At 72.5% G+C, this 23,167-nt stretch carries 17 protein-coding genes and 1 pseudogene; 6 read left to right on the forward strand and 12 right to left on the reverse strand.

Translation table 11 applies throughout. From position 1 onward, the window contains the following. Nucleotides 1-225: 225 nt before the first annotated feature. On the reverse strand, nucleotides 226-1,149 hold the full coding sequence (gene mmuM, locus AB0L21_RS21245; protein ID WP_365785642.1) for a homocysteine S-methyltransferase: 924 nt from the start codon (nucleotides 1,147-1,149) through the stop codon (nucleotides 226-228). Nucleotides 1,150-1,236: 87 nt separating this feature from the next. Between mmuM and AB0L21_RS21250 the strand changes: the two are divergent. The 3 genes and pseudogenes from AB0L21_RS21250 to AB0L21_RS21260 form a co-directional block, all read left to right on the forward strand. After that, a pseudogene (locus AB0L21_RS21250) lies at nucleotides 1,237-1,626 on the forward strand (beta-xylosidase); the annotation flags it as partial. A gap of 98 nt (nucleotides 1,627-1,724) precedes the next feature. Continuing rightward, nucleotides 1,725-3,455 carry a DUF2264 domain-containing protein gene (locus AB0L21_RS21255; RefSeq protein WP_365785674.1) on the forward strand — a complete coding sequence of 577 codons (1,731 nt, stop codon included), beginning with the start codon at nucleotides 1,725-1,727 and terminating at the stop codon, nucleotides 3,453-3,455. An 87-nt stretch (nucleotides 3,456-3,542) separates the two neighbouring features. After that, nucleotides 3,543-4,355, forward strand: coding sequence for an isocitrate lyase/phosphoenolpyruvate mutase family protein (locus AB0L21_RS21260; protein ID WP_365785644.1), 813 nt, complete (start codon nucleotides 3,543-3,545; stop codon nucleotides 4,353-4,355). On the opposite strand, the gene AB0L21_RS21265 is transcribed toward AB0L21_RS21260, so the two are convergent. From AB0L21_RS21265 to AB0L21_RS21315, 11 genes are all read right to left on the reverse strand, one after another. After that, nucleotides 4,289-5,005 (reverse strand): alpha/beta hydrolase, encoded by a 717-nt coding sequence (locus AB0L21_RS21265; protein ID WP_365704069.1) that lies wholly within the window; start codon nucleotides 5,003-5,005, stop codon nucleotides 4,289-4,291. The genes AB0L21_RS21260 and AB0L21_RS21265 overlap by 67 nt on opposite strands. Next, on the reverse strand, nucleotides 4,998-5,582 hold the full coding sequence (locus AB0L21_RS21270) for a TetR-like C-terminal domain-containing protein (RefSeq protein ID WP_365785646.1): 585 nt from the start codon (nucleotides 5,580-5,582) through the stop codon (nucleotides 4,998-5,000). Before AB0L21_RS21270 ends, AB0L21_RS21265 begins: the two co-directional genes overlap by 8 nt. A gap of 78 nt (nucleotides 5,583-5,660) precedes the next feature. Beyond that, nucleotides 5,661-6,986 carry a jacalin-like lectin gene (locus AB0L21_RS21275; protein WP_365785648.1) on the reverse strand — a complete coding sequence of 442 codons (1,326 nt, stop codon included), beginning with the start codon at nucleotides 6,984-6,986 and terminating at the stop codon, nucleotides 5,661-5,663. Nucleotides 6,987-7,056: 70 nt separating this feature from the next. Continuing rightward, nucleotides 7,057-7,224: a hypothetical protein gene (locus tag AB0L21_RS21280; protein WP_365785650.1), complete on the reverse strand. Its 168-nt coding sequence runs from the start codon at nucleotides 7,222-7,224 to the stop codon at nucleotides 7,057-7,059. A gap of 309 nt (nucleotides 7,225-7,533) precedes the next feature. Beyond that, complete coding sequence (locus AB0L21_RS21285) at nucleotides 7,534-10,404, reverse strand: glycoside hydrolase family 2 TIM barrel-domain containing protein (protein WP_365785652.1); 2,871 nt, start codon at nucleotides 10,402-10,404, stop codon at nucleotides 7,534-7,536. Between the two features lie 12 nt (nucleotides 10,405-10,416). Next, entirely contained in the window at nucleotides 10,417-11,283 is an 867-nt protein-coding gene (locus AB0L21_RS21290; RefSeq protein ID WP_365785654.1) for a carbohydrate ABC transporter permease, read from the reverse strand. After that, nucleotides 11,280-12,245, reverse strand: a complete 966-nt coding sequence (locus AB0L21_RS21295; RefSeq protein ID WP_365704057.1) for a sugar ABC transporter permease — start codon at nucleotides 12,243-12,245, stop codon at nucleotides 11,280-11,282. The genes AB0L21_RS21290 and AB0L21_RS21295 overlap by 4 nt, the downstream gene beginning before the upstream one ends. A gap of 20 nt (nucleotides 12,246-12,265) precedes the next feature. Continuing rightward, nucleotides 12,266-13,528, reverse strand: a complete 1,263-nt coding sequence (locus tag AB0L21_RS21300; RefSeq protein WP_365704055.1) for a sugar ABC transporter substrate-binding protein — start codon at nucleotides 13,526-13,528, stop codon at nucleotides 12,266-12,268. A gap of 241 nt (nucleotides 13,529-13,769) precedes the next feature. Then, nucleotides 13,770-15,665: a glycoside hydrolase gene (locus tag AB0L21_RS21305; protein WP_365785656.1), complete on the reverse strand. Its 1,896-nt coding sequence runs from the start codon at nucleotides 15,663-15,665 to the stop codon at nucleotides 13,770-13,772. A 17-nt stretch (nucleotides 15,666-15,682) separates the two neighbouring features. Next, entirely contained in the window at nucleotides 15,683-16,933 is a 1,251-nt protein-coding gene (locus AB0L21_RS21310; protein WP_365785658.1) for an ROK family transcriptional regulator, read from the reverse strand. A gap of 190 nt (nucleotides 16,934-17,123) precedes the next feature. Continuing rightward, nucleotides 17,124-18,416 carry an FAD-binding protein gene (locus AB0L21_RS21315; RefSeq protein ID WP_365704049.1) on the reverse strand — a complete coding sequence of 431 codons (1,293 nt, stop codon included), beginning with the start codon at nucleotides 18,414-18,416 and terminating at the stop codon, nucleotides 17,124-17,126. 110 nt (nucleotides 18,417-18,526) lie between these two features. Between AB0L21_RS21315 and AB0L21_RS21320 the strand changes: the two genes are divergently transcribed. From AB0L21_RS21320 to AB0L21_RS21330, 3 genes are all read left to right on the forward strand, one after another. Next, nucleotides 18,527-19,534 (forward strand): hydroxyacid dehydrogenase, encoded by a 1,008-nt coding sequence (locus tag AB0L21_RS21320; RefSeq protein WP_365785660.1) that lies wholly within the window; start codon nucleotides 18,527-18,529, stop codon nucleotides 19,532-19,534. A 458-nt stretch (nucleotides 19,535-19,992) separates the two neighbouring features. Next, nucleotides 19,993-21,345, forward strand: a complete 1,353-nt coding sequence (locus tag AB0L21_RS21325; protein ID WP_365785662.1) for a radical SAM protein — start codon at nucleotides 19,993-19,995, stop codon at nucleotides 21,343-21,345. A 258-nt stretch (nucleotides 21,346-21,603) separates the two neighbouring features. Continuing rightward, nucleotides 21,604-23,079 carry a cellulose binding domain-containing protein gene (locus AB0L21_RS21330; protein ID WP_365785664.1) on the forward strand — a complete coding sequence of 492 codons (1,476 nt, stop codon included), beginning with the start codon at nucleotides 21,604-21,606 and terminating at the stop codon, nucleotides 23,077-23,079. Nucleotides 23,080-23,167 lie beyond the last annotated feature (88 nt).

The following is a 23,167-nucleotide window of genomic DNA, read 5'->3' on the forward strand; positions in this document are numbered from 1 at the left end:
GTGCGGTCCGGCCCGCCGCCGAGGAACAGCACCCGCCGGTGGCCCGGGTGAGCACATGGGCCACCAGGGCATGGGCGCCGCCCTCGTCGCCGTACTCACGAGACGGCCGCGCCCGGACGCGGAGGCCGGGAGGTGCCGCCCCGACCGGCCCCGTTTCGCGGCTGGCGCGGAGCCTCCCACGAGACGGCTCCGCCCCCGGACGTGGAAGCGGCCGGCTCGCTCGCCCTACGCGGCGAGCGCTCCGGCGATCCCCGTGATCGCCTCCGGCCCGACCCGGCAGCACCCTCCGATCAGCCGTGCTCCCGCCTCCCGCCACGCGTCGACCTGCTCGGCGCCGAACGTGGTGCGCCCGCGCCAGGCCCGTACCCGCGCGTCCCAGGCCTCCCCGCTGTTGGGGTAGACCACGACCGGCTTGCCGGTGACACGCGCCGCGATCTCCACGGCGCCCCGCACATCCTCCGGCGCGCAGCAGTTGACGCCGACCGCCATCACCTCGTCGGCATCGGCGGCGAGGCCGAACGCCTCCTCCAGGGGCTGCCCGGCCCGCGTCCGCAGCCCCTCGACGGTGTACGACAGCCAGGCCGGCACCCCCAGCCCACGCACCGCCCGCAGCAGCGCGGCGGCCTCGTCGGCGTCCGGGACGGTCTCCAGCGCCAGCACGTCCGGCGCGGCGGCGGCCAGCGCCTCCATCCGGGGCCGGTGGAACCGCTCCAGCTCGTCGACGCTCAGCCCGTAGCGGCCCCGGTATTCGGAGCCGTCCGCGAGCATCGCCCCGTAGGGGCCGACGGAGGCCGCCACCCACAGCGGGCGTTCGATGCCCGCGTCGGCCGCCCGCCGGGCCGCCGTACGGGCCAGTTCCACGCTGAGGGCGAGCAGTCGCGCGGCTTCCTCGCGGCCGATGCCACGCCTGGCGAAGCCGTCGAAGGTGGCCTGGTAGCTGGAGGTGATCGCCACGCTCGCGCCCGCGAGGAAGTAGGCGAGGTGGGCCTCGGTGACCGCTTCGGGCCGCTCGGCGAGCAGCCGTGCCGACCACAGCTCGTCGCTCAGGTCGTGCCCGGCCGACTCCAGCTGGTTGGACATGCCGCCGTCGAGCACGACCGTCCCGGCGGCGAGGGCGTCGGCGAGGCTGGGGGAGGTGTCGCTGGTCATGGTCACGACGCTAGTCGAACGACCGGGGAAAGGGCTTTCCATCCGGTCTCGCTTTCTCTGCCGGACCCATTGACCCCCTCGTGACTCTGGTTCGGCGAGGACCGGGGCAGCGACAACACCTTCCGCTCCGTGGACGCCTACCGCTCCACCGACCTCAAGAACTGGGAGTTCCGCGCCCGCGTCCTCACCCAGTCCTCCGCGGCGGAACTGGCCACCGCCTACATAGAACGCCCCAAGGTCATCTACAACGCGGCCACCGGCACGTTCGTCCTGTGGATGCACAAGGAGAACGGCACCGACTACAGCGAGGCGCGCGCAGCCGTCGCCGTCTTTGACACCGTCGACGGGACCTGCACCTACCGGGGCAGCTTCCGTCCGCTCGGCCAGTACATGTCCCGCGACCTGACCACGTACGTCGACACCGACGGCACCGCCTACCTGGTCTCGGCCGCCGACGAGAACCACGACCTGCGTCTGGTGCCCCCGGGCACGGTGAGGGTGGGATGAAGCCCCGGGGCGCCCCGACCGGAACCGGGGCGCCCCGGGTCCCGCCAGGAAGGACAGTCACCGCCGTGATCGAACTGCCCGCCGACGACCGCGTGTCCAGCCCGTACACCGGCTACACCCGTGCCCACTGGGAGGCCGCCGCCGACAGCCTGCTCGCCGCCGTCGAGCCGTACGCCACCCCCGACCGAGCGCTCTACCACCTGCCCGGCGACCATGTGAGCCACGCCGGCCACCTCTCCGACGGCCTCGAAGGGTACGCGCGCACACTGCTGCTGGCCGCGTTCCGCCGCGACGAGACCGCGCTCGGCCGCTACGCGGAAGGTCTCGCGGCCGGTCCCTGCGGGGTCTGGCCACGGATCACGGACCGCAGCCAGCCGCTGGTCGAGGCGGCCTCGATCGCGCTCGCCCTGCGGCTCACCCGGCCCCTGCTGTGGGACCGCCTGGACGACGCCGTCCGCGAGCGGACCGCCGCCTGGCTGACGGACGCGCTCACCGCCGACCCCTGGCCGTGCAACTGGGAGTTGTTCCCGGTCACCGTCGGCGGCTTCCTCGCCGAGACCGGCCACCAGGAGGCGGCGGCGCGCAAGGCGATCGACCGCGGGCTGGAACGGGTCGAGGGCTGGTACGCCGGCGACGGCTGGTACACGGACGGCGACGGGCGGAAGTTCGACTACTACAACGGCTGGGCCCTGCACCTGTACACGGTCCTCCACGCGTGGCTGGCGGACGACGGCGAACTGCTCGCCCGCTACGGCCGGCGGCTGTCCCGCCACCTCGCCGACTACGCCCGCCTGTTCGGCGGCGACGGCGCCCCCCTGCACCAGGGCCGCTCCCTGACCTACCGCTTCGCGACGACGGCCCCGCTCTGGCTCGGCGCCCTGACCGGACACACCCCGCTGCCCCCGGGCGAGACACGGCGGCTGGCCTCTGGAGCGCTGCGGTACTTCCTCGACGGCGGCGCGGTCGACGAGCGGGGACTGCTGCCGCTCGGCTGGCTCGGCGCCGACGCGTCCGTCGCGCAGACCTACTCGGGCCCCGCCTCACCGTACTGGGCGAGCAAGGGCTTCCTCGGCCTGCTGCTGCCACCCGGGCACGAGGTGTGGACGGCACGGGAGGAGCCTGGCCCTGCCGACCGCGCCGACGGGGCACACCCCGTGCCCGCCCCCAACTGGCTGCTCCAGACGACCCGTTCGGACGGCCTGGTCCGGCTGCACAACCACGGCAGCGAGGACGTCCGCTACGACCCCTACTACACCCGGCTCGCCTACTCGACCGGCACCGCGCCCGTACCGTCGTACGACAACAGCGTGATCGTCGGCGGCGATCCGAGCCGTACGCGGATCGAGCCGCTCGGCACCGGTGAGGGGTGGATCGCCTCCCGGCACACCGTGCGCGCCGGGATCACCGTCACCAGCATGGTGGCGGTACGGGGCGCCGTGGAGGTGCGGGCCCATCTGGTGGCGGGCGCGGCACCCGGGACGCCGGTACGGGTGACGGGCTGGCCGGGCGGGAAGGGCGTACGCGCCGAACTCGCCCCGGTCACCGGCCTGTCGGCGGAGCTGACCGGGGTCACCGGGGACGGCGGGGCCACGCTCTTCGTGGCGCTCGCCCGGCTCACCGGGGACCCGGACCCACTGCCGCTGCCGGAGCTGGTGTCCGTGGCGGTGCGGGAGACGGACGGGGAGCAGCACGGTTACGAGGTGCGGGTGAGCTGGTCCGAGGGGCCGGCCGCCGCCTTCCTGTTCACGGCGGTGGACGGGGTGTCCGCCGGCTCGTCCTGGTCGGTGACGCCTCGGTGACCCCTCGGTGACCCCTCGGTGAGGCGGCGGGGAGGGGTGTCGTACGTTTCGGCGGGCGCCGAAACAACCGGGGTCCAGCATGGCCGTATGACCGCAGAGCCTGACTCCGCCCCCTCCTTCGCCCGTCTCCACCACCGTCCGGGCGAGCCGCTGCTGCTGCCCAACGCCTGGGACCACGCCTCGGCCGCGGCCCTCTCCGCCCGGGGGTTCCCGGCGGTCGGCACGACGAGCCTGGCGGTCGCGGCGGCCGTCGGGCTGCCCGACGGCGAGGGCGCGACCCGCGAGCACACCGTCCGTCTCGCCCTGATCCTCGGCTCGGGGCCGTACCTCCTCTCGGTCGACGCCGAGGACGGCTTCAGCGACGACCCGGACGAGGTCGCCGAGCTGGCCCGCGAGCTGTGGGCCGCCGGGGCCGTCGGCATCAACCTGGAGGACGGCCTGGGCCCGGCCGGCCGGCACGCGGCGAAGATCGCCGCGGTCAAGGCGGCCGTACCGGGTCTGTTCGTCAACGCCCGTACCGACACCTGCTGGTCGGGCGACGGCGACGAGAGGGACACCCTGCGCCGGCTCGACGCCTACCAGGAAGCGGGCGCCGACGGGGTGTTCGTACCCGGCGTCACCGACCCGGAGCGCATCGCGGCCCTCGTCCGGCACACCGCCGTCCCCCTCAACGTCCTCTCCTCGCCCACCGGTCCCACGCTCGACCACCTCGCCGGACTCGGCGTGCGCCGCGTCAGCCTCGGCTCGCTGCTGTACCGGCGGGCGCTGGGCGCGGCCCTGGACGCGATGACCGACATCGCGGCCGGGCGCGCCCCGGCCGGTACGACCCCGTCCTACGCCGACGTCCGCGCGCTGGAACGCAGCGTCTCGGTGAGCGAGTCGGCGAACTCCACGGGGTGATCCAGCGTGCCCAGATGCCCGCCCGGGAACTCGGTGAAGGCACAGCCTGTGCGCGCGGCTAGGAACTCGGCCGTGCGGTAAAGGAGTTGACCGCGTGACGCGGCACCGGCGGCGAGGGTGAGCCGGCCCTGGGGCGGGGTCAGGGCGGGCGCGTACGCGGTGAACGGGCGCAGGACATGAGCCAGGAAGACGCCCATCGGGGTCGCCGACCCGCCCTCGGCGGGCGGTCGTCCGGGCCCGTCCAGCTGCTCGATCAGCTCGGCCCGGCGCGCCGCCCCGTCCGGCAGGACGGTCACGCACGGCGGTTCGTGCGCGACCACGTGCGCCAGTCGCCCGGGGTACCGCGCCAGCAGGTCCAGCACCGCGATGCCACCGGAGCTGGTGCCGAACACCGACGCCGTGGCGCCCTCCGGCAGCACCTCGTCCAGTACCCGCCGCGCGCCCTCGCTCCAGTCCGCGACCCGCTGCTCGGCGACCGGGTGCCCGAGCCGGCCGTGCGCGAGGCCCAGCGGGTCGTACGTCACCACGGTGAAGCGCGCGGCCAGCCGCTCGGTCAGCGGCCCGAGGCCCATCGGATGGCCGGCCCCGCCCGGCACGAGCAGCAGCACGGGACCTCGGCCCGTGACGTCGTGGTGCGGTGTGTCAGTCATCGTTGCGCTGCTCCCGGGGCCAGTGTGCGAGGGTGAGGTGCAGGGCGTCGACGGCCTTGTCCCAGGAGGCCTGTACGTCCCGGTCCGCGCCGAAGCCGCCCGCGCCCTCCAGGAGGCAGTAGCCGTGGAAGGTGCTGCGCAGCAGGCGTACCGCGTCCGTCAGGTCCGGTTCCTCCAGGCCGTACGCGCGCAGCATGCCGTAGGTGATCTGTGCGGTGCGGCGCAGCGCGGGGGAGTCCGCGACGAGGGTTTGGTCCATGCGGATCTGCGTGGCCGCGTACCGGCCCGGGTGCTCAAGGGCGTAGTCCCGGTAGGCCCCGGCGAAGGCCCGCAGCGCCTCCCTGCCCGACCGGCCGGCCACCGCCGCCGCGATCCGGTCGATCAGCTCGCCGCCCGCGTACAGGGCGAGCCGGGTGCGCAGGTCCTGGAGATTGCGGACGTGCGAGTACAGGCTCGCGTCCTTCACGCCGAAGCGGCGGGCCAGCGCCGAGAGGGTGACGTGGTCGAAGCCGGCCTCGTCCGCCAGCTCCGCCGCTGCCGCCACCAGCCGCTCGACGGTCACTCCCACCCGGGCCATCCGCCCACCTCCCTTGGCATCCTAGGCTATAGCCTAGACCCTCTAGGAGACGAGAGGTGGGCCCCGCGCGTACCCGGCTCAGCCGGTCGGCGCGTACAGCACCCCCAGCTTGTCGATCTCGTCGCCCGCGCGGCCGGTGAAGCCGACGATCTGCCAGCCGGTGGGGGCGGTGAAGGCGGTGGTGTCGGTGGTCGCCGTGCCCGCCGACAGGGTACGGCCCCGGTCGGTGGCGAAGGCGGCCGAGAAGATCCGGGTGCGGCCGTCCTTCCGCCCCTCGGAGAGCTTCACCGACGTGAGGTGTTCCCCGGCGGCGAGGGTGAGGGAGGCGGCCGTACCGCCCGAGCCGCCGTGGCCGAGGACCGTACCGTCGTCGTGGGTGAGGGACACGGCGTCCAGGCGGGCGCCGCCGCGCAGGGTGAGGGTGCGCGGGGCGGGCGCGGCCGGCAGGTCGTCGGCGTCGTTGAAGGCCGTGCCGTGCGGGCCGCCGAAGAAGTCGCTCGCCCGTAGCTCGGGGTTGAGGGTGTAGGAGAAGTCGACGGTGTGCGGGAAGTGGTCGGAGAGGTTGCCGCCGGCCGCGTCCAGGAACGTCGCCCACTCGTCGTGGTAGCGGGTCGCCGTCAGGGAGACCAGGTCGCTGCCCCGGTAGAGGACCTTGTCGACCACCTCGCAGTCGTCGGGCGGCGCGGACGCCGGGCACAGCAGCGGATCGGCGCCCTGCGCGGGGGCCGTACCGCCCTTGACGAGGCGCACCCAGGCGTCGGTCAGGCCGTTGTCGGCGACGAGCGTGCGGATGTTGTCGCCGGCGCGGGTGTACCGGGTGTTGGTGTCGCCCATCACGATCACCGCGTTGCCCGCCGAGTTGGCCTGGATGAAGGCCGACAGCTGCGCGATGTTGGCGCGCCGGGCGGCCAGGGCGTCGTCGGTGTCGTCGGCGTTGGGATGCGCGTTGTACAGGTCGACGTAGACGCCCTCGGCGAGCCGCGTCCGGGTCAGCGTGAAGCCCTTCGGGGTCAGGCAGTTGGTGCCGGTGCAGTCCTTCCACTTCACCCGCTCGAAGTCCTCGAACGGGTAGCGGGACAGGGTGTTGAGGCCGTCGCCGATGCCCGCGCCGCCGCTGGTCGCCGTGCGGTAGGGGTGGTCGTCCCCGGCGTAGAGCGCCGCGTGGTAGTTGAAGTCCTCCTGGACGTTGACGATGTCGTAGCCCGCCAGTCTCGGGGAGATCAGCGGGGTGTTGGTGGCCGGATGGCTGGAGCTGAGGCCCTCCGGCAGTCCGGCCACGTTGTACGTCAGGACACTGAAGCTCCCCGGACCGGCGGCCTGGGCTGTGCCGGGGGAGGCGGTGAGTCCGGCGAGGGCGAGTGCGCCCGCCGTGAGGATGCCGAGAAATCTGCTGTTCGGTCGCATGTGGGCCATGTTCACGCCAACAGGCCGGGTTTTGAAGGCGGTTGGGAAAACCGTCGTGTGAACAGTCGTCTCACGGGACGGCCCTCCCGGTCACCCGGATCAGTGCCAGCGTCGCCGGCAGCGACGCGGCCGACAGCACGGTCGGCAGCAAGGGCACGGCCTGGATCCCGGACGCCTCGATGCCGGCGCCCAGCAAGGGCGGCACCGCCACCCCGCCGGCCATCGAGGCGGCGATCACCCACGCCCCGGCCCGCCGGGCGCCCGGCAGCGCCCGGTTGAGCCAGGGCGGCCGTGACCAGCGTCCGGTTGCTGATCCGGGCGTGCACGGCGTTGAAGGCGAGCACGCCCGCCACGCCGCCGGTGAAGTGCAGGCTCAGGCCGAGGCCCGCCCCGGACGGGGACAGGCCGTACTCGGCGCGCAGGCCGGGGACCGCCGGGCCGTACAGCGCCTGGAGCATGCCGATGAGGACGAAACCCACGCAGGACGCGACCGCGGCCGGCCGGGAGAAGAGCCGGCCGGCCGCGGTGGGCGTCAGGACCGCGTCGGTCACCTGGTCTGTGGAGTGACGGTCGGGGAGAAGACGAACGAGAACTCCGCCGGCTCCGCCCGCAGGTGGTACTGGGGCAGCGGGGCCGGGCCGCAGGACTGGGAGCCGATGCCGTGCTGGCCGTGGTCGAGATGGATCCACACCGTGTCACCGGGCACGAGGTCGGTGCGGTGGGCCGCCGCGTCCAGCTGCTCGGTGGTCCAGCGGCGGGCGGTGAACCAGAACGCCGGGTCGCCCTCGACGCGCAGGCCGCCCAGCTCCGCCCAGCGGACGTCGATCCGGGCGCCGTTCTCCTGGGGGCGGACGTACGGCGTCTGCAGCTCGTCCACGGTCGACTGCCAGCGGGCGATCCGGGACGCGGTGCGCGTGTCCGGGTACGCCTCGCCGGGCCCGCCGCCGTACCACCGCACCCGGTCGGCCGTGGCCAGTCCGAAGCGGATGCCGAGGCGGGGCAGCGGGACGGTCCAGTCACCGTCCGGGACGGTGGACACGGTCAGCCGGAGCCGGTCTCCGTCCGACGTCCAGCGGTACACCGTCGACAGTCCCAGCTCCCGGGCGGCCGGCGCCACCCGGGTGCGGACCGTCAGCGCGTCCTCGCCGACCTCGACCGCGTCCAGGCGGTGCCGCATCCGGTGCAGGCCGAGCTTCCGCCACAGTAGGCCGTAGCGCAGGTCGCTCTGCCAGGCGGCACCGTCGTCGTTGTCGGTGGTGGCCCGCCACACGTCCAGGCGCAGGCCCGTGACCGGCACCGCGCCGATCGTCCGCAGCGCCCCGGTGCGGGCATCGAAGACGGCCGGGCCGAGGGTGACCACCCCGTCACCGGGTGCCGGGCGGGCGGTCCCGGCGACGTACGGCGTCCGGCGCGCCGACACCGGCAGCTGGCCCCAGGCGACGACATGGTCCCGCGGCGCCCAGGAGGTGCCGGAGGCGAGCACCGCCCGGACGGTCCAGTACGCCTCGCCCGCCGGGGCACCGGCCGGTACCGCGGGCAGCTTGACCTCGGCGGACTCGCCGGGTGCCAGCGCGGGCACCGACAGGCTGCCCGAGTCCACCGTCTCGCCCTCGACCTCGTACGACCAGGAGAAGGCCAACGCCGACAGGTCCGCGAAGTCGTACTTGTTGGTGACACGGACCGTGCCGGCCGTGCCGTCGCCCGTGACGGCGACCGGTTCGATCACCTTCTTGTACTCGGCCAGGCCGGGGGAGGGCCGCCGGTCCGGGAACAGCAGGCCGTCGCAGACGAAGTTGCCGTCGTGCAGTTCCTCGCCGAAGTCGCCGCCGTAGGCGTAGCCCAGTTCGGGGTGGGCGATGCCGTGGTCGATCCACTCCCAGACGAAGCCGCCCTGGAGCCGGTCGTGGGCCTCGAACAGCCGCTGGTAGTCGGCGAGTCCGCCGGGGCCGTTGCCCATGGCGTGCGCGTACTCGCACAGGACGAGGGGGAGTTCACGGCGCCGGAGCGGTCCGCCGTCCAGGCGCCGGCCGATCCGCTCGACCTCGGCGTGGTCCGCGTACATCCGTGAATAGACGTCCGTGTCACGGCAGGTGTGGTCGCCCTCGTAGTGCACGAGCCGGGAGGCGTCGCGGGCGTGGATCCACTCGGCCATCGCGGTCAGGCCCCGGCCGGTGCCGGCCTCGTTGCCGAGCGACCAGATGACGACCGAGGGGTGGTTCTTGTCCCGCTCGACCATGCGGGCCGCCCGGTCGAGCAGGGCCGGGGTCCAGCGGTCGTCGTCGACGGGGTTGTCCCGCCAGCCCTGCTCGGTGAAGCCGTGCGTCTCCAGGTCGCACTCGTCGATCACCCACAGGCCGTACTCGTCGCACAGGTCGAGGAAGGCCGGGTGCGGCGGGTAGTGGGAGGTGCGCACCGCGTTGATGTTGTGCCGCTTCATCAGCAGCACGTCCTCGCGCATGGTCGCGAGGTCGAGGGCCCGGCCCTTCCCCGGGTGCCACTCGTGCCGGTTGACGCCCTTGAAGAGCACCGGGCGGCCGTTCACCTTGATCAGGCCGTCCGACAGCTCCACCGTGCGGAAGCCGATGCGCAGGGGTACCCGCTCGCCCTCGGTGGCCAGCACGCCGTCGTACAGCCTCGGGGTCTCCGCCGTCCACGGCTCGACCGGGACGGTCACCGGCTCACCGGTGGCGATGTCGACACCGAGGTCCGGGACGGTCACCCGGCCCGCCACGTCGGAGTCGACGCGCAGGGTGCCCGTGCCGGACACGTGGTCGTAGGAGGCGTGCACGAAGAAGTCCCGGACGCTGCCCGCCGGGCGGTGCAGCAGGGTGACGTCCCGGAAGATGCCCGGCAGCCACCACTGGTCCTGGTCCTCCAGGTACGAGCCCGCCGACCACTGGTGGACGCGCACCGCCAGCACATTGCCCGTGGTCCTCAGGTGCGGGCCGACCGCGAACTCGTGCGGCAGCCGGGAGCCCTTGAACTCGCCCAGCTCCGTGCCGTTCAGCCAGATCCGGGCGCAGGACTCCACGCCGTCGAAGCGCAGCACGGCGTCGCCGCCGGCCGGCCAGTCGGCGGGCAGGTCGAAGACGCGCAGATGGTCGCCGGTCGGGTTCTCGGTCGGCACCCGGGGCGGGTCGACCGGGAAGGGGTAGAGGTGGTTGGTGTAGACGGGGCAGCCGTGGCCCTGGAGCACCCAGTGGCCGGGGACCGTGATCTCCGCCCAGTCACCGGCGTCGTACCCCTCCGCCGCGAAGGAGTCGTCCTGGGCGTCGGCCGTGTCCGACAGCCGGAAACGCCAGCTGCCGTCGAGTGAGAGGGACGGGGCGTCGGAGGACGCGTACCAGGCGCGCGGGGGCAGCGCCCCGGACCCCGGGGAGACGTCCTCGACGTAGTCGGTGCGGGTGTGGAAAGACATCGGTCTCCTAGCTCAGCCCTTGATGCCGGTCTGCGCGATCCCCTGCACCAGCCAGCGCTGGAGGAAGAGGAACACGAACAGCAGGGGCAGGATCGAGATGGCGGTCGCCATGAAGATCAGGTGGTAGTTGACGGTCTGGTTGGTCATGTACGACGACAGCGCGACCTGGACGGTCCAGGCGCTCGGGTCCTGGCCGATGACCAGCGGCCACAGGAACGAGTTCCAGCCGCTGATGAAGGTGATGGTGGCGATGGCCGCGAAGAAGTTCAGCGAGTTCGGTACGACGACCCGCCAGTACGCGCCCCAGTAGCCGAGCCCGTCCACGCGCGCCGCCTCCTCCAGCTCCTTCGGGAACCCGAGGAAGTACTGCCGGAACAGGAAGCAGGTGAAACCGCTGAAGAGGCCCGGAACGATGAGACCGCGGTAGCTGTCGACCCAGCCGAGGGACGACACGAGGACGAAGCTGGGCACGAAGGTGACGGCCGTGGGGACCATCAGGGTCACCAGGACGGCGTAGAAGACCTTGGTGGCGTGCCGGTACGGGATGCGGGCCAGGGCGTAGCCGGCGAGGGAGCAGACGAGCAGCGTGCCGACGGTGTGCAGGATGCCGACGACGAGCGAGTTCGCCATCGACCGGCCGAAGTCGACCGTGGGGTCGTCGAACGGTTCGGTGAGGTTGCCCCACTGGATGTGGGTGGGGAACGGTTTCCAGTTCTCGCCGGTGATCTCCGGGTCCGTGGAGAGGGCGTTGCGGACCAGCACGTAGAACGGGACGAGGAAGAGCAGCGCGGCGACGCTGGTGGCGAGGTACAGCCCGGTGGAACCCATCACCCCGCCGCGCCGGACGCGTTCGCGGGGCTCGGGTGCGGTCGTGGTCACCTGGACTCGTCACCCCTTCCGAAGCCCATGATCCTGCCCTGGAACAGGGTGACGACGCAGATCAGCACGGTCAGCACCATGGCGCCGGCGCTGCCCTTGCCGTAGTTCTGGTCCTGCCCGAGCGCGGTGTAGTACAGGTCGACGAGCGGCGGGCGGCCCCAGGTCGTCTTGGACAGCAGGTTGAAGAACTCGTCGAAGGCCTGGTAGGCCGCCACGAGCAGCAGCAGGATCACGGCCGTGGAGGTGGCCCGCAGCTGCGGCAGCGTGATGTGCCGGAAGGTCTGCCAGCCGGGCCTGGCGCCGTCGATGGCGGCGGCCTCGTACAGTTCCCGCGGGATGTTCTGGAGCGCGGCCAGGAACAGGATCATGTAGAAGCCGGACTGGAGCCACAGCCGGGCGGTGACGATGACCAGCCAGTACCACGGAGGGTCGGGGTTGGCGAGCCAGGCGATGTTGTCCACGCCGAACCAGCCGAGGACGGTGTTCGCCAGGCCGAAGCGCACGCCGTTGAAGAGGGACATCTTCCACACCAGGGAGGCCGCGACATAGCTGCACGCCGTCGGCAGGAAGAACACCGACCGGTAGAACGCCCGCATGAACGTCAGCCGGTTCACCAGCAGCGCGAGGCCGAGGGAGACCGCCCAGGTGGTGGGCACGATGAACGCGGCGAAGACGGTGAAGGTGACGAGCGAGCCGGTGAACTGGGTGTCGGCGAGGATGTCCCGGTAGTTGCCCAGACCGACGAAGTCGCTGGGTGTGACGGTGAAGCGCGCCTCGAAGAAGCTGAGGTAGAAGCTCCAGACGATGGGGATGTAGACGAAGACGATCAGCCCGATGAGGAACGGGCCGGTGAAGAGCCAGAAGTTGAAGGTGGTGCCGCCCCGCAGCCCCCGCCGCGGCCGGGCCTTGGACACCTCCGCCGGGGCGGGGCCCGCGAGGCCACGCGTGGTGGTCGTAGACATGTCGTGATCCGTCCGGCGGCCTATCCGAACAGCTTCTTCAGCTCGGCGTTCACGGTCTTGTCGCACTTGTCGAGTGCGGCCTCCGGGTCACCGCCCTTGCGGACGCAGTCGGCGAACAGGTTCTCCGTGGCGGTGATCATCGCCTGGGTCCAGCCGATGTTGTCGAAGTGCCCGAACTCGTTGAAGAGCTTGACGCCCTGCGCCGGCAGGCCCGACTTCAGCTTGCCCGCCGACTGGGCGATGGAGGTGCGGGGCGGGATGTGGAAGCCGTACGAGGTCGCCCAGTCATCCTGGTACTTCTTCTGGTCGATCCACAGCCACTTCACGTACTCCTTGGCCGCTTCCACGTTCTTGCCCTTGGCGTTGACGAACATCGACCAGCCGCCGTTGTAGACGGACGGTTTGCCCGCGTCGGTGACCTTGGGGAACGGCATGATGCCGAGGTCGTCGCCGAGGGTCTGCTGGAACTGCGGCATGGCCCACATGCCGCAGAACTGGATGGCGGTGAGGCCCTGGTTGAGCGCGGAGGGGTCCCAGAAGTCGGCCGGGGCGTCCAGCAGCAGATGGCCGCTGGTGAAGAGCTTGCGCATCTTCTTCAGGCCCTCGACCACACCGTCCGTGTGGTAGGCGATCTCGTTCTTCTCGTTCAGGGTGTCCGCGCCGGCCGACCAGATCAGCGGGTTGATCACCGCGTGCAGGTCGTTGCCGAGGAACAGGCCCTTGACCTTGCTGGTGGTCAGCCTGGCGGCGGCCTCGATCAGTTCGTCGAGCGTCTGCGGCGGCTCGACGCCCGCCTTCTCCAGCAGGGACTTGCGGTAGAAGAAGAACTGGGGGTCGTCGATCATCCGGACGCCGTAGATCTTGCCGTCGACCGTGTGGGACCTGATGTCCGCCTGGTCGAAGTCGTCCCTGGCCGGCCCGACGATGTCGGTGAGGTCCGCCACCTGGCCGCTCCTGACGAGCTGGATCTGCGGGTGGAACTCGAACAGGTCCGGCGCCTGGTCGGTGAGCAGGGACGCGAACAGCTTGCTCTCGAAGTTGGAGCCGGTGATCCACTGCGTGGTCACGTTCGCCTTGGAGTACGCCTTCGCGTACCGCTTGATCGCCTGCTCGGTCCCCGGCTCCCCGTAGGCGTGGAAGTACTGGACGAGGCGCTTGCCCGAACCGGAGCCACCGCCCCGGCCGTTGTTGCCGCCGCACGCGGCGAGCGTGCCGGCGGCTGCCAGGCCCGCGGCGGCGCGGAATATCGATCGGCGGTCCCAGGTGCTGCTCTGTGCCGGCATGGTGGCGTCCTTGTCTGTTCGGGTGCGACTGCGGCTCTCACCCCGGCGGCCGAAGGCCTCGCATCGGGGGCGTGGTGCGGGACGCTAACCTTCGGCTAAGGCTTCGGCAAGGGGTTGGACGAAGCGCGTGCGAGTCGTTGTGCGCCGTTCGGAATGGCGAACGCCCATGCCGGGCAGGCGAGATGAGGGCCGCCGGGTCAGGGGAGTGACCGGCGGCCCTCGGCCACGGGAAGCGGTCGCGCTACTGCCTGGTCCAGGCCTCGTTGGCGCCGCCGGTGCAGCGGTAGACGATCACCTCGGAGCCGTCGGCCGTCGCCTGTCCGCTGACGTCCAGGCACCTGCCCGACGCCTCGTTCACGATCTGCCCGTTGGCGTTCAGCAGCCAGCGCTGCGTGCCGTCACCGCTGTAGGAGGCCGTCGTCGTCAGGCCCGAAGGCCCGGCGGTGAGATAGCCGTTGGCGCCCTTCAGGGTGCCCTTCGCGTCGTACGACCAGGACTGCCCGGCGGCGCCCGTGCAGCCGGCGATCGTGGCACCCGAGGCATCGGCCGTCAGGCACTTCCCGGACTGCTCGCCCACCAGGGCCCCGGTGAGCGCCGAACTGCCGTGGCCCTTCCGGTCGAGGACGTACGTCGTGATCGAACGGGCCGCGAGGGTCGCGGACATCGTGCCGTTCGCGACCGAAGGCCTCGTCACCTTCGCCCAGTTCTCGTCGGCGGAGGTCCGCACGGCCCGCGTGGCCCGCACCGGGGTACCGCTGTTGAAGTGGAGGCTCAGCGCGGTGTCGGTCGCGTTGTGGTTGTTGACCACGACCACCCAGCTGCCGTTCCGGTCGTACGCGGACACCTCCACGCCGGCCGGTGCGCCGGTCACGTCGTGCAGGGCCGCGCCCGGCCGGACGAACTTGCTGTACTGGCCGAGCGCGTAGTAGCGCTTGGTGAAGTACAGGGTCTGGTTGCCGTTCTTCGCGTACTCGGGGTCGTAGTAGATCAGGCCGTCGTTCCAGCCCTCGTCGTTCCGGGCTGTCGGATCGCTGCCGGTCATCTCCGACAGCGCCACCCACCACTGGAACGCCGAGTCATGGGCGGTCGCGAAGTCCTTGTAGATGATCCGGGACAGGTTCAGCCCGCCGTCGATCGTCGGGTCGTACTCCTGCGCCCAGCCCGTGCCGCCCTTGCCGAAGCAGCAGATCTCCGTCGACCAGGACTCCTTGCCGACCGCCTTGGACGTCTCGTACACCTGCGCCCGGCCGGCCTCGCCGGGGTTGTCGTAGGTGTGGTGGGCCAGCTTGGCGACGTACTGGGCCGTGCCCGGCTGCGTCATCCACTGCGGGACCTCGGAGTTGAACTTCACCGTGCTGGTCGACTCGTCGGCGATGATCGACGTCCTCTGGTGCCGGGCCCGCTGTTCGGCACCGAGCGCGCGCACGATGTCGTCGCGCTGGGGGACGTCGACGAGCATGCCTTCCTGGCCGCACGAGTCGAAGCTGTTCGTCGGCTCGTTGAACGGGCTGATGTAGTCCAGCCGTACGCCCTGCCCGGCGAAGTGGTCGGTGACGTCGGCGATGTACTTCGCGAAGTCCTGCTCGTTCTCCGTCTTCAGGTGGCCGCCGCAGCTCTTGCCGTTCGTCTTCCACGCGGCCGGCGCGCTGTTGACGAACCCGATCAGGTCCTCGACGCCGTACGTGGCGGCGGCGTCGAGGAAGTACCGGCCGGCCTCGTCCTTGCTCCAGTCGTAGCCGCCGTCCGGGTCCAGGAAGTCCTCGGGGGCGCGCGGCGCGTACGTCACGCCGGTGCCGCCACCGCCGATGTTGTAGCGGTACGAGCTGAGAGCCAGGCCGTCCTCGGAGAACAGCAGCCGGGCGACCCGGGCCCGGACCCTCGGGTCGAAGTTCTTCAGGTCGTTGACCCACCAGGCGCCGGACGCGCCGATGTTGTCGATGGTCTGGGCGGCGTGGGGGGAGACCTCGGCGGCGGCCGGGGTGCCGGCGGCGCCGGCGGCGCTCACGGGCGGGGAGCCGAGCAGGGCTCCGGTGACGGCCAGGGCGGCCGAGGCGGTCAGCAGGACCGGTCTGCGGGCGCGGGTCCGGGAGATCCGGGGCCGAGAAGTGGGGGGCCGGGAGGTGCGGGGCTGAGACACGTGCATCCCTTCCGTCGTCACGAAGGCGGTGCGGTACGGCTCCTTGCGGGTGCGGTGGTGCGCTTGGTGCTGGTCCGCTGCCCGACGGACTGCAGCGCCCCCTCCAGCGCGAACGTGGCCGCGCCGAGGGACACCGGGTCGGTGGGGATCGGGGAGAGGACGATCTCGGTGGCGGCCAGCGGCCGGCCCAGGGCGTGCCGGGCGACCGCCCGGCGGACCTCCCCGAGCAGCGGCTCGCCCAGCCGGGAGGCCACCCAGCTGCTGAGGACGACCACTTCGGGGTTGAGGAGATTGATCAGGTCGGAGATGCCGGCGCCGAGGTAACGGGCCGTGTCCCGGACGACCTTGAGCGCGACCGGGTCGTCCTCGGCGACCGCGCGGGCCAGCGCGTCGATGGTGGCCGTCTGGTCCTCGGGGTGCAACAGGACCGAGCGCGGGTCGAGTTCGCGCAGGTTCTGCATGATCCCCGGTGCGCCGACGTACGTCTCCACGCAGCCGTGGTTGCCGCAGTGGCACAGCCGGCCGTCCAGCACGAGCGTGGTGTGCCCCCACTCGCCGGCACTGTTGCTCACCCCGCGGTGCAGGCCGCCGCCGAGGGCCAGACCGGCGCCCACCCCGGTGCCGAGGTTGACCACGACGGCGTCCCCGCGGCCCCGCGCCGCACCGAACCACAGCTCGGCCACCGCGCAGGCGCGCAGCGGGTTGTCCAGGTACAGCGGGTAGGCGATGTGTTCGGCGAGCAGATCGAGCAACGGCACGTCGTGCCAGTCCCAGTTGGGCGCGTACTCGGCGACCCCGGTGTCCCGGTCGACCTGGCCCGGCACGCTCACCCCGACGCCCACCACCCGGGCCGCCTCGATGCCGGCCTGGGCGACCACCGAGCCGACCGCGGCGGCGACGTGCCCGACCACCTCCTCGGGACGGCTCTCACCGGGCCGCATGTCCTCGTCGGCGCGGGCCAGCACGTCGAGGGCCAGGTCGAACAGCTCCACGTGGACGTACGTCTCGGCGATGTCCACGCCGATCAGCGCGCCCCCCGGCGCGTTGACGGCGACCAGCCCCCGGGGGCGGCCCCCGGCCGAGTCCTCGAACCCGACCTCGGTGATCATGCGCAGGTCCAGCAGCTCACCGACGAGCGTGGCGACCGTGGCGAGGCTCAGCCCGGTGGCCGCGGCCAGCTCCTGACGGGAGGTGGGAGACTCGGCGATGATCTGGCGCAGCACCTCGTAGCGGTTGGCGGTGCGGATGTCACGTGAGGTGCGCTTCACGTGGCTGCCCCTCCCCTCCCGTGCGGACCAGTGCGGGCCGGGGCGGCCTTCGGCACCGGCGCGGACGTCAGGCTATGGGCTGGGAGGGACTTTCGACAAGGGGTTTGGAAAGGGGGTGGAGAAAGGGTCGGGAAGGGGGGTGGAGAAAGGGTCGGAAGGGGGGTGGAGAAGGCGCCCCGCCGAACGGCCGTCAGTGGGCGAGGAGGTCCTGTACGAAGGCGTTGGCGAACGTGCCGGAAGGATCCAGGACGCGGACCAGGTCCCGGAAGTCGGCGAACCGCGCATACCGTCCGCGCAGTACGGCCGAGGGGGTCTGGAAGACCTTCCCCCAGTGCGGGCGCGGGTCGAACGGCTCCAGCACCTCCTCCAGCGCGCGCACCACCGGCAGCACCGCCGCCTCGTCCCGCACCCAGGTGAAGTGCAGCGCGACCGAGTCCCGTCCGTGGGCCGGGCTCAGCCACTGCGTGTCGGCGGCGACCGTCCGCACCTCGCAGGTCTGCAGCACTCCGGCGACCGTCTCCCGGATGCCGTCGACCGCGTGCAGCGCGTCGAGCGCCGCCGGCCGCGGCAGCAGGTACTCCGACTGGATCTCCTCCCCGCTGCTCGGCGTGAACTCGGCCCGGAAGTGCGGCAACCGCTCGTGCCACGGCCCCGGCACCCCGAGCTGCTCGGTGCAGTTCGCCGCGGGCATGCCCGGCACCGGGTGCAGCGGCTCCGTCGCGGGTGCCGCCCACGGGAAGTCCACCGCCGGCCGGTCCGTGCGCCGCTTGACCCACACCTGCCGGAAGCCCGGCCGCCGCCAGTCCGTGAAGAGGCTCACGCTGTACCCAGCGGCGGCAACCGCCTCGAAGTCCAGTCCGTCCAGCGGAAGTTCGGTGTAGACCCGCTGTTCCACCTCGTACGCGGGCTCCAGGTCGAGGGTGAGCGCGGTGACGACGCCGAGCGCGCCGAGCGAGGTGACGACACCGCCGAACCGCGCGTCGTCCCGGCCGGTCGTCCCGGTCGTCCCGGTCGCGGCGACCATCTCCACCTCCCGGACCGCCGACGCCAGCGGGCCGTTGGCCACACCCGAGCCGTGCGTGCCCGTCGCCACCGAACCGGCCACCGAGATGTGCGGCAGGGAGGCCATGTTGGGCAGGGCGAGACCGTGCGCGTGGACCGTGCGGGCCAGTTCGGCGTAGCGGACCCCGCCCGACACCCGGACCGTACGCGCGGCCGTGTCGACGTCGATCGTCTGCGGCAGCCCGGCGGTGGACACCAGGACGCCGTCCGGGCCCGGGTCGGCGATCCGGTTGAAGGAGTGCCCGCTGCCCAGCACCCGCACCCGCGTGTTCCCCGCCACCAGCGCCGCCAGCTCCTCCGGCGTGCGCGGACGGTGGAACGCGCGCGCCGTGTACGTGACGGTGCGCGCCCAGTTGCTGACGGCGCCCGTGCCGGTTCCCCCGGTCCCTGTCGTCCCCGTCGTCCCTGCGGTCTCAGTCATGCCTGCGTCCCCTCCCGGAGCGTCGCGTCTGCGTTGACCCTCTCATTCGGCGCCACCTACCGTAGAGACCGGTTGCTGTCCGAGCGTCACCGAGCCGGAAGGCCACTTCCTTGCCCGAGCGTCCCCAGGCTCTGTTCGCCATGACAGCCCAGAACGTGCCGCTCGTCTTCCCGCCCGAGCTGCTGGCCCGGCTGCGCGCGTGCGTGGAGATCGATCCCACTGTGGTGGCGCACGACTTCACCGGGGCCCGGGTGCGGGAGGTCCTCGCCCGCACCGAGATCCTGATCACCGGCTGGGGCTGCCCCCGCCTGGACGCGGCCGTCCTGGACGCCGCGCCCAAGCTGCGCGCCGTGCTGCACGCGGCCGGCTCGGTCAAGGGCTTCACCACGCCCGGGGTGTGGCAACGGGGCATCGCCGTCTCCTCGGCCGCCGCCGCCAACGCCCTGCCCGTCGCCGAATACGCCCTCGCCATGATCCTGCTCGCCGGGAAGGACGTCTTCGCCCTCCGCGACCGGCTGCGCGACCGGCGTGCCTTTCCCTACGGCGACATCCTGCCCGGCATCGGCAACCACGGCCGCCGCGTCGGCATCGTCGGCGCCTCCCGGACCGGCCGCCGCCTGCTCGAACTGCTCCGCCCCCACGACCTCGTGGTCGCACTCGCCGACCCGTACGTGGACGCGGCGGAGGCCGCCCGGCTCGGCGTACCGCTGCTGCCGCTGGACGAGCTGCTGCGCACCTGCGACATCGTCACGCTGCACGCCCCGCAGACCGCCGAGACCCGCCATCTGATCGGCGCCCGCGAACTCGCCCTGATGCCCGCCCGGTCCGTGCTCATCAACACGGCGCGCGGCGCCCTGGTCGACCACGAGGCGCTGATCGCGGAACTGCGCACCGGACGCCTGAGCGCCGTGCTGGACGTGACCGACCCCGAACCGCTGCCCGCCGACTCCCCGCTGTACGACCTGCCGAACGCCTTCATCACCCCGCACCTGGCCGGCTCGCAGGGCAACGAGGTGGCCCGGCTGGGGCGGGTGGTGGTGGAGGAGGCCGAGCGCCTGTCGGCGGGCGGCGGTCTGCTGTACGCGGTCGACCCCGCGGAACTGGGGCGGGCGGCCTGAGCGTGCCGGCCGGGCGCGGCGGTTCCGACCGCGGCGCGGCGTGACCGTGCGGGGTGGGCGGGGCATGGGCGGACCAGGCCCACCAGGCCCACCGGGACGGCGCTGTTGGCCGCCACCGACCTGATCGCCGCCAGGTGGCCCAGGCCCTGCGCGGGGCGGGCCGCCGCTTACCGGACGACGTGGCCGTGGCCGGGTACGACGACCACCCGGCCGCCGGACGTCCACCCGGCCCGCACCGCGCGGGGCTGCCCGGCGGCCGACACCTGGTCCTCGGCACCTCGCTGGTCCTCCGCGACTCCACGCGCACGGCGAGCCGCAGCGACGGCACCCCGTCGATTCCACCGCAAAGATGGGCACAAGGGGCGTAACGGTAGGATCGCCGGGGCCCCGGCACGGGGGCGCCGACGGCGGGGGCATACGGTGAGAGGCGTACGCCTGAGCCGGGAGGAGACAGACGGATGGGCAGTCGTACCGCGCTGGTCGAGGATCTGATGGAGCGGTTCCCACAGGTGCCACGGGAAGCCGTCTTCAAGGAGGACCTGCTCCGGGGCGGTGTCGCCTTCGACGAATCCGCACTCAGTGACAACGAGGACGGGGACGTCAAACCGAAGTCGTACTTCATCTTCTCCTTCGACCACGGCACCCTGCCCGAGCTGGGCGAGGCCGCGCTGCGCCGGCCCCCGGAGGAGATCATCCTGACGGGCGGCCCGTACGACCTGAGGCGTACCGTCGTCTCCGTACGGGTGAACCCCGCCTCGCCGTACCGGGTCGCCGCCGACGAGGAAGGGCTGCTCGGGCTGTATCTCGACGGCAGGCGCATCGCCGACGTCGGGGTGCCGCCGATGCCCGAGTACTACCGGCACACCCTCTCCAACGGGAAGTCCGTGATGGAGGTCGCCCCCACCATCCAGTGGGGCTACCTGATCTACCTGACCGTCTTCCGGGTCTGCCAGTACTTCGGCGCCAAGGAGGAGTGCCAGTACTGCGACATCAATCACAACTGGCGCCAGCACAAGGCCGCCGGCCGGCCCTACACCGGCGTCAAGGACGTCGAGGAGGTCCTGGAGGCGCTGGAGATCATCGACCGGTACGACACCCAGAAGGCGTCGACGGCCTACACCCTCACCGGCGGAGCGATCACGTCCAAGGTGGCGGGCCGGGACGAGGCCGACTTCTACGGCCACTACGCCAAGGCCATCGAGGAGCGCTTCCCGGACCGCTGGATCGGCAAGGTCGTCGCGCAGGCGCTGCCCAAGGCGGACGTGCAGCGGTTCAAGGACTACGGCGTGCAGATCTACCACCCCAACTTCGAGGTGTGGGACCGCCGGCTGTTCGAGCTGTACTGCCCCGGCAAGGAGCGGTACGTCGGCCGGGACGAGTGGCACCGCCGCATCCTGGACTCCGCCGAGGTGTTCGGCGCGCGCAATGTGATCCCCAACTTCGTGGCGGGCGTGGAGATGGCCGAGCCGTTCGGCTTCACCACCGTCGACGAGGCCATCGCCTCCACCACCGAGGGCCTGCGCTTCTTCATGTCGCACGGCATCACCCCGCGCTTCACCACCTGGTGCCCGGAGCCCACCACCCCGCTCGGCAAGGCCAACCCGCAGGGCGCGCCGCTGGAGTACCACATCCGGCTGCTCCAGGCCTACCGGCAGACCATGGACGACTTCGGCCTGTCCTCCCCGCCCGGCTACGGCCCGCCCGGCCCCGGCCGCGCGGTCTTCTCCGTCAGCTCCTTCATGGACAGCCTGCCCGCCGACGACACGTCGGCGGAGGGGACGGACGCGGGGGAGGAGCCCGTCCGGGTCTGACCCGCCGAGGTTCCGGTGTCACCCGGAGAGGTCCGGGGGTGACCCGGTGAGCGGAACCGCGTCCACGTCCGTACCAGAGGCCGGAGTCGCGGGCTGATCGCGGCACGAGCGCCCGCCACCACTGTCGGTAGCCGGATGTGAACAGGCCGCTTGTCAGTTGTGGCGGGAGCGTGAAAAGCTCTGTGCCCTGCCGCGGGGTTCCCCGCAACTTCCCTTCCCCTTTGGTGAGTTGTCCTCGCTCGTGGATGCAGGAGTCTCATGCCCGACCTGCCGACCCCCCAGGACGACACCGAGGCCGCGCTGTTCTCGGAGTGCTGGGACGCGGTGCTCTCCTACGCGGACCTGTGCACCTCCGGGTCCCTGACGGCGCACCAGCTGGCCACCGAGGCGTTCACGCTCGGCATGCGCGAGGTCCGCGCCGCCGCGAGCACCCATGTGCGCGGCACCGGCAGCCGCACCGCACGGCTGCCGACGATCCCGGCGCTGCTCACCGCCGTACGCGCCACCGCCGCCGCCTGGGAAGCCGACGGGCAGGGACACAAGCTCGACCCCGAACTGCGGCTGTGGCTCAACTCCGAGAGCGCCGCCCGGTTCTCCGGGCCGCCGCTCGGACGGCCGGTCGCGCTGCGGGGCCTGCGGGACATGCAGGAGGCGGACGCCGCGCTGCTCTGGCTGGCCGAGGTGGAAGCGCTCCCGCTGCCCACCGTGGCCCGCCGGCTCGGCCTGGACCCGGCCACCGTCGCCGACGAACTCGACCAGGTCCGCGGCCTGTTCCGGGACCGCTGCCACCGCGCCCACCTCGACTCCCCGATCGACGCGCAGTGCCGCAGCTACGCCCGCCTGCTGGACGCGGTCACCCGCTCGACCGTCGCCGAGACCCCCGGCGACCTCTCCCGGCACCTCGCCACCTGTGTGCGCTGCGCCGAGGCCGCCGCCTGCCTGCGCCTGCACGGCGGCGGACTGCCCGGCGCGCTGGCCGGCGGAGTGATCGGCTGGGGCGGCCTCGCCTACCTGGAGCGGCGCCGCCGCGCCACCGAGGTCCGCCTGGGCGCGGGCCGTCCGGGCGGCGCCGACCCCGACGACCGTGAGGAGGGCACGGGCCGCAGCCGTGTGCTGCGCGGCGGGCTCCTCGCCGCCGCGGTGCTGCTGTCGGCGCTGGCGCTCGGGGTGTCGATGATGCCGTTCGGCGGCTCCGGCGACGGCACCGCCGCCGCCCAGGACGACCGGCAGCCGGTCGCCGGCCCGGGCGTCTCCCGCACCGCGGCGCGCCCCACCGCCATGGACTCCCCCTCCGCCCCGGCCTCCGCGACCCGCACCGAGCGCCCGCCCGCCCGGCAGAAGCCCGATCCCGAACCCCAGGGCACCTCCTCCGCCACCCACCGCGCAGGCCCCACGAGCGCCCCCGCCACCACCCGGCCGGCCGGCTGCCGGGTCGCCTACGAGCTGGACAACCAGTGGCCCGACGGCTTCCAGGCCACCGTCAGCGTCACCACCGACGAGGCCCTCGCCGGCTGGGAGGTGTCCTGGACCTTCCGCGACGGCCAGCAGGTCGGCCAGATGTGGGACGCCACCGTCCACCAGAACGGCCCCCGCGTCACCGCCACCGCCGCCGACTACAACAAGACGGTCGCCGCGCACGGCACCCTGTCCTTCGGCTTCCTGGGCTCCTGGACGGACGCGAACCGCACGCCGCACCGTTTCACGCTCAACGGTGCGCCCTGCACGGTGAGTTGACCGCGCGCGCAGAGCCGTTCCAGTCCTGCGGAAAATGCTTTGACGCACCGGCCCGCCCACGGGCTACAGTTGCCTGGCACGCCGAGGT

Source organism: Streptomyces sp. NPDC052721 (assembly GCF_040678315.1).
Classification (GTDB): domain Bacteria; phylum Actinomycetota; class Actinomycetes; order Streptomycetales; family Streptomycetaceae; genus Streptomyces.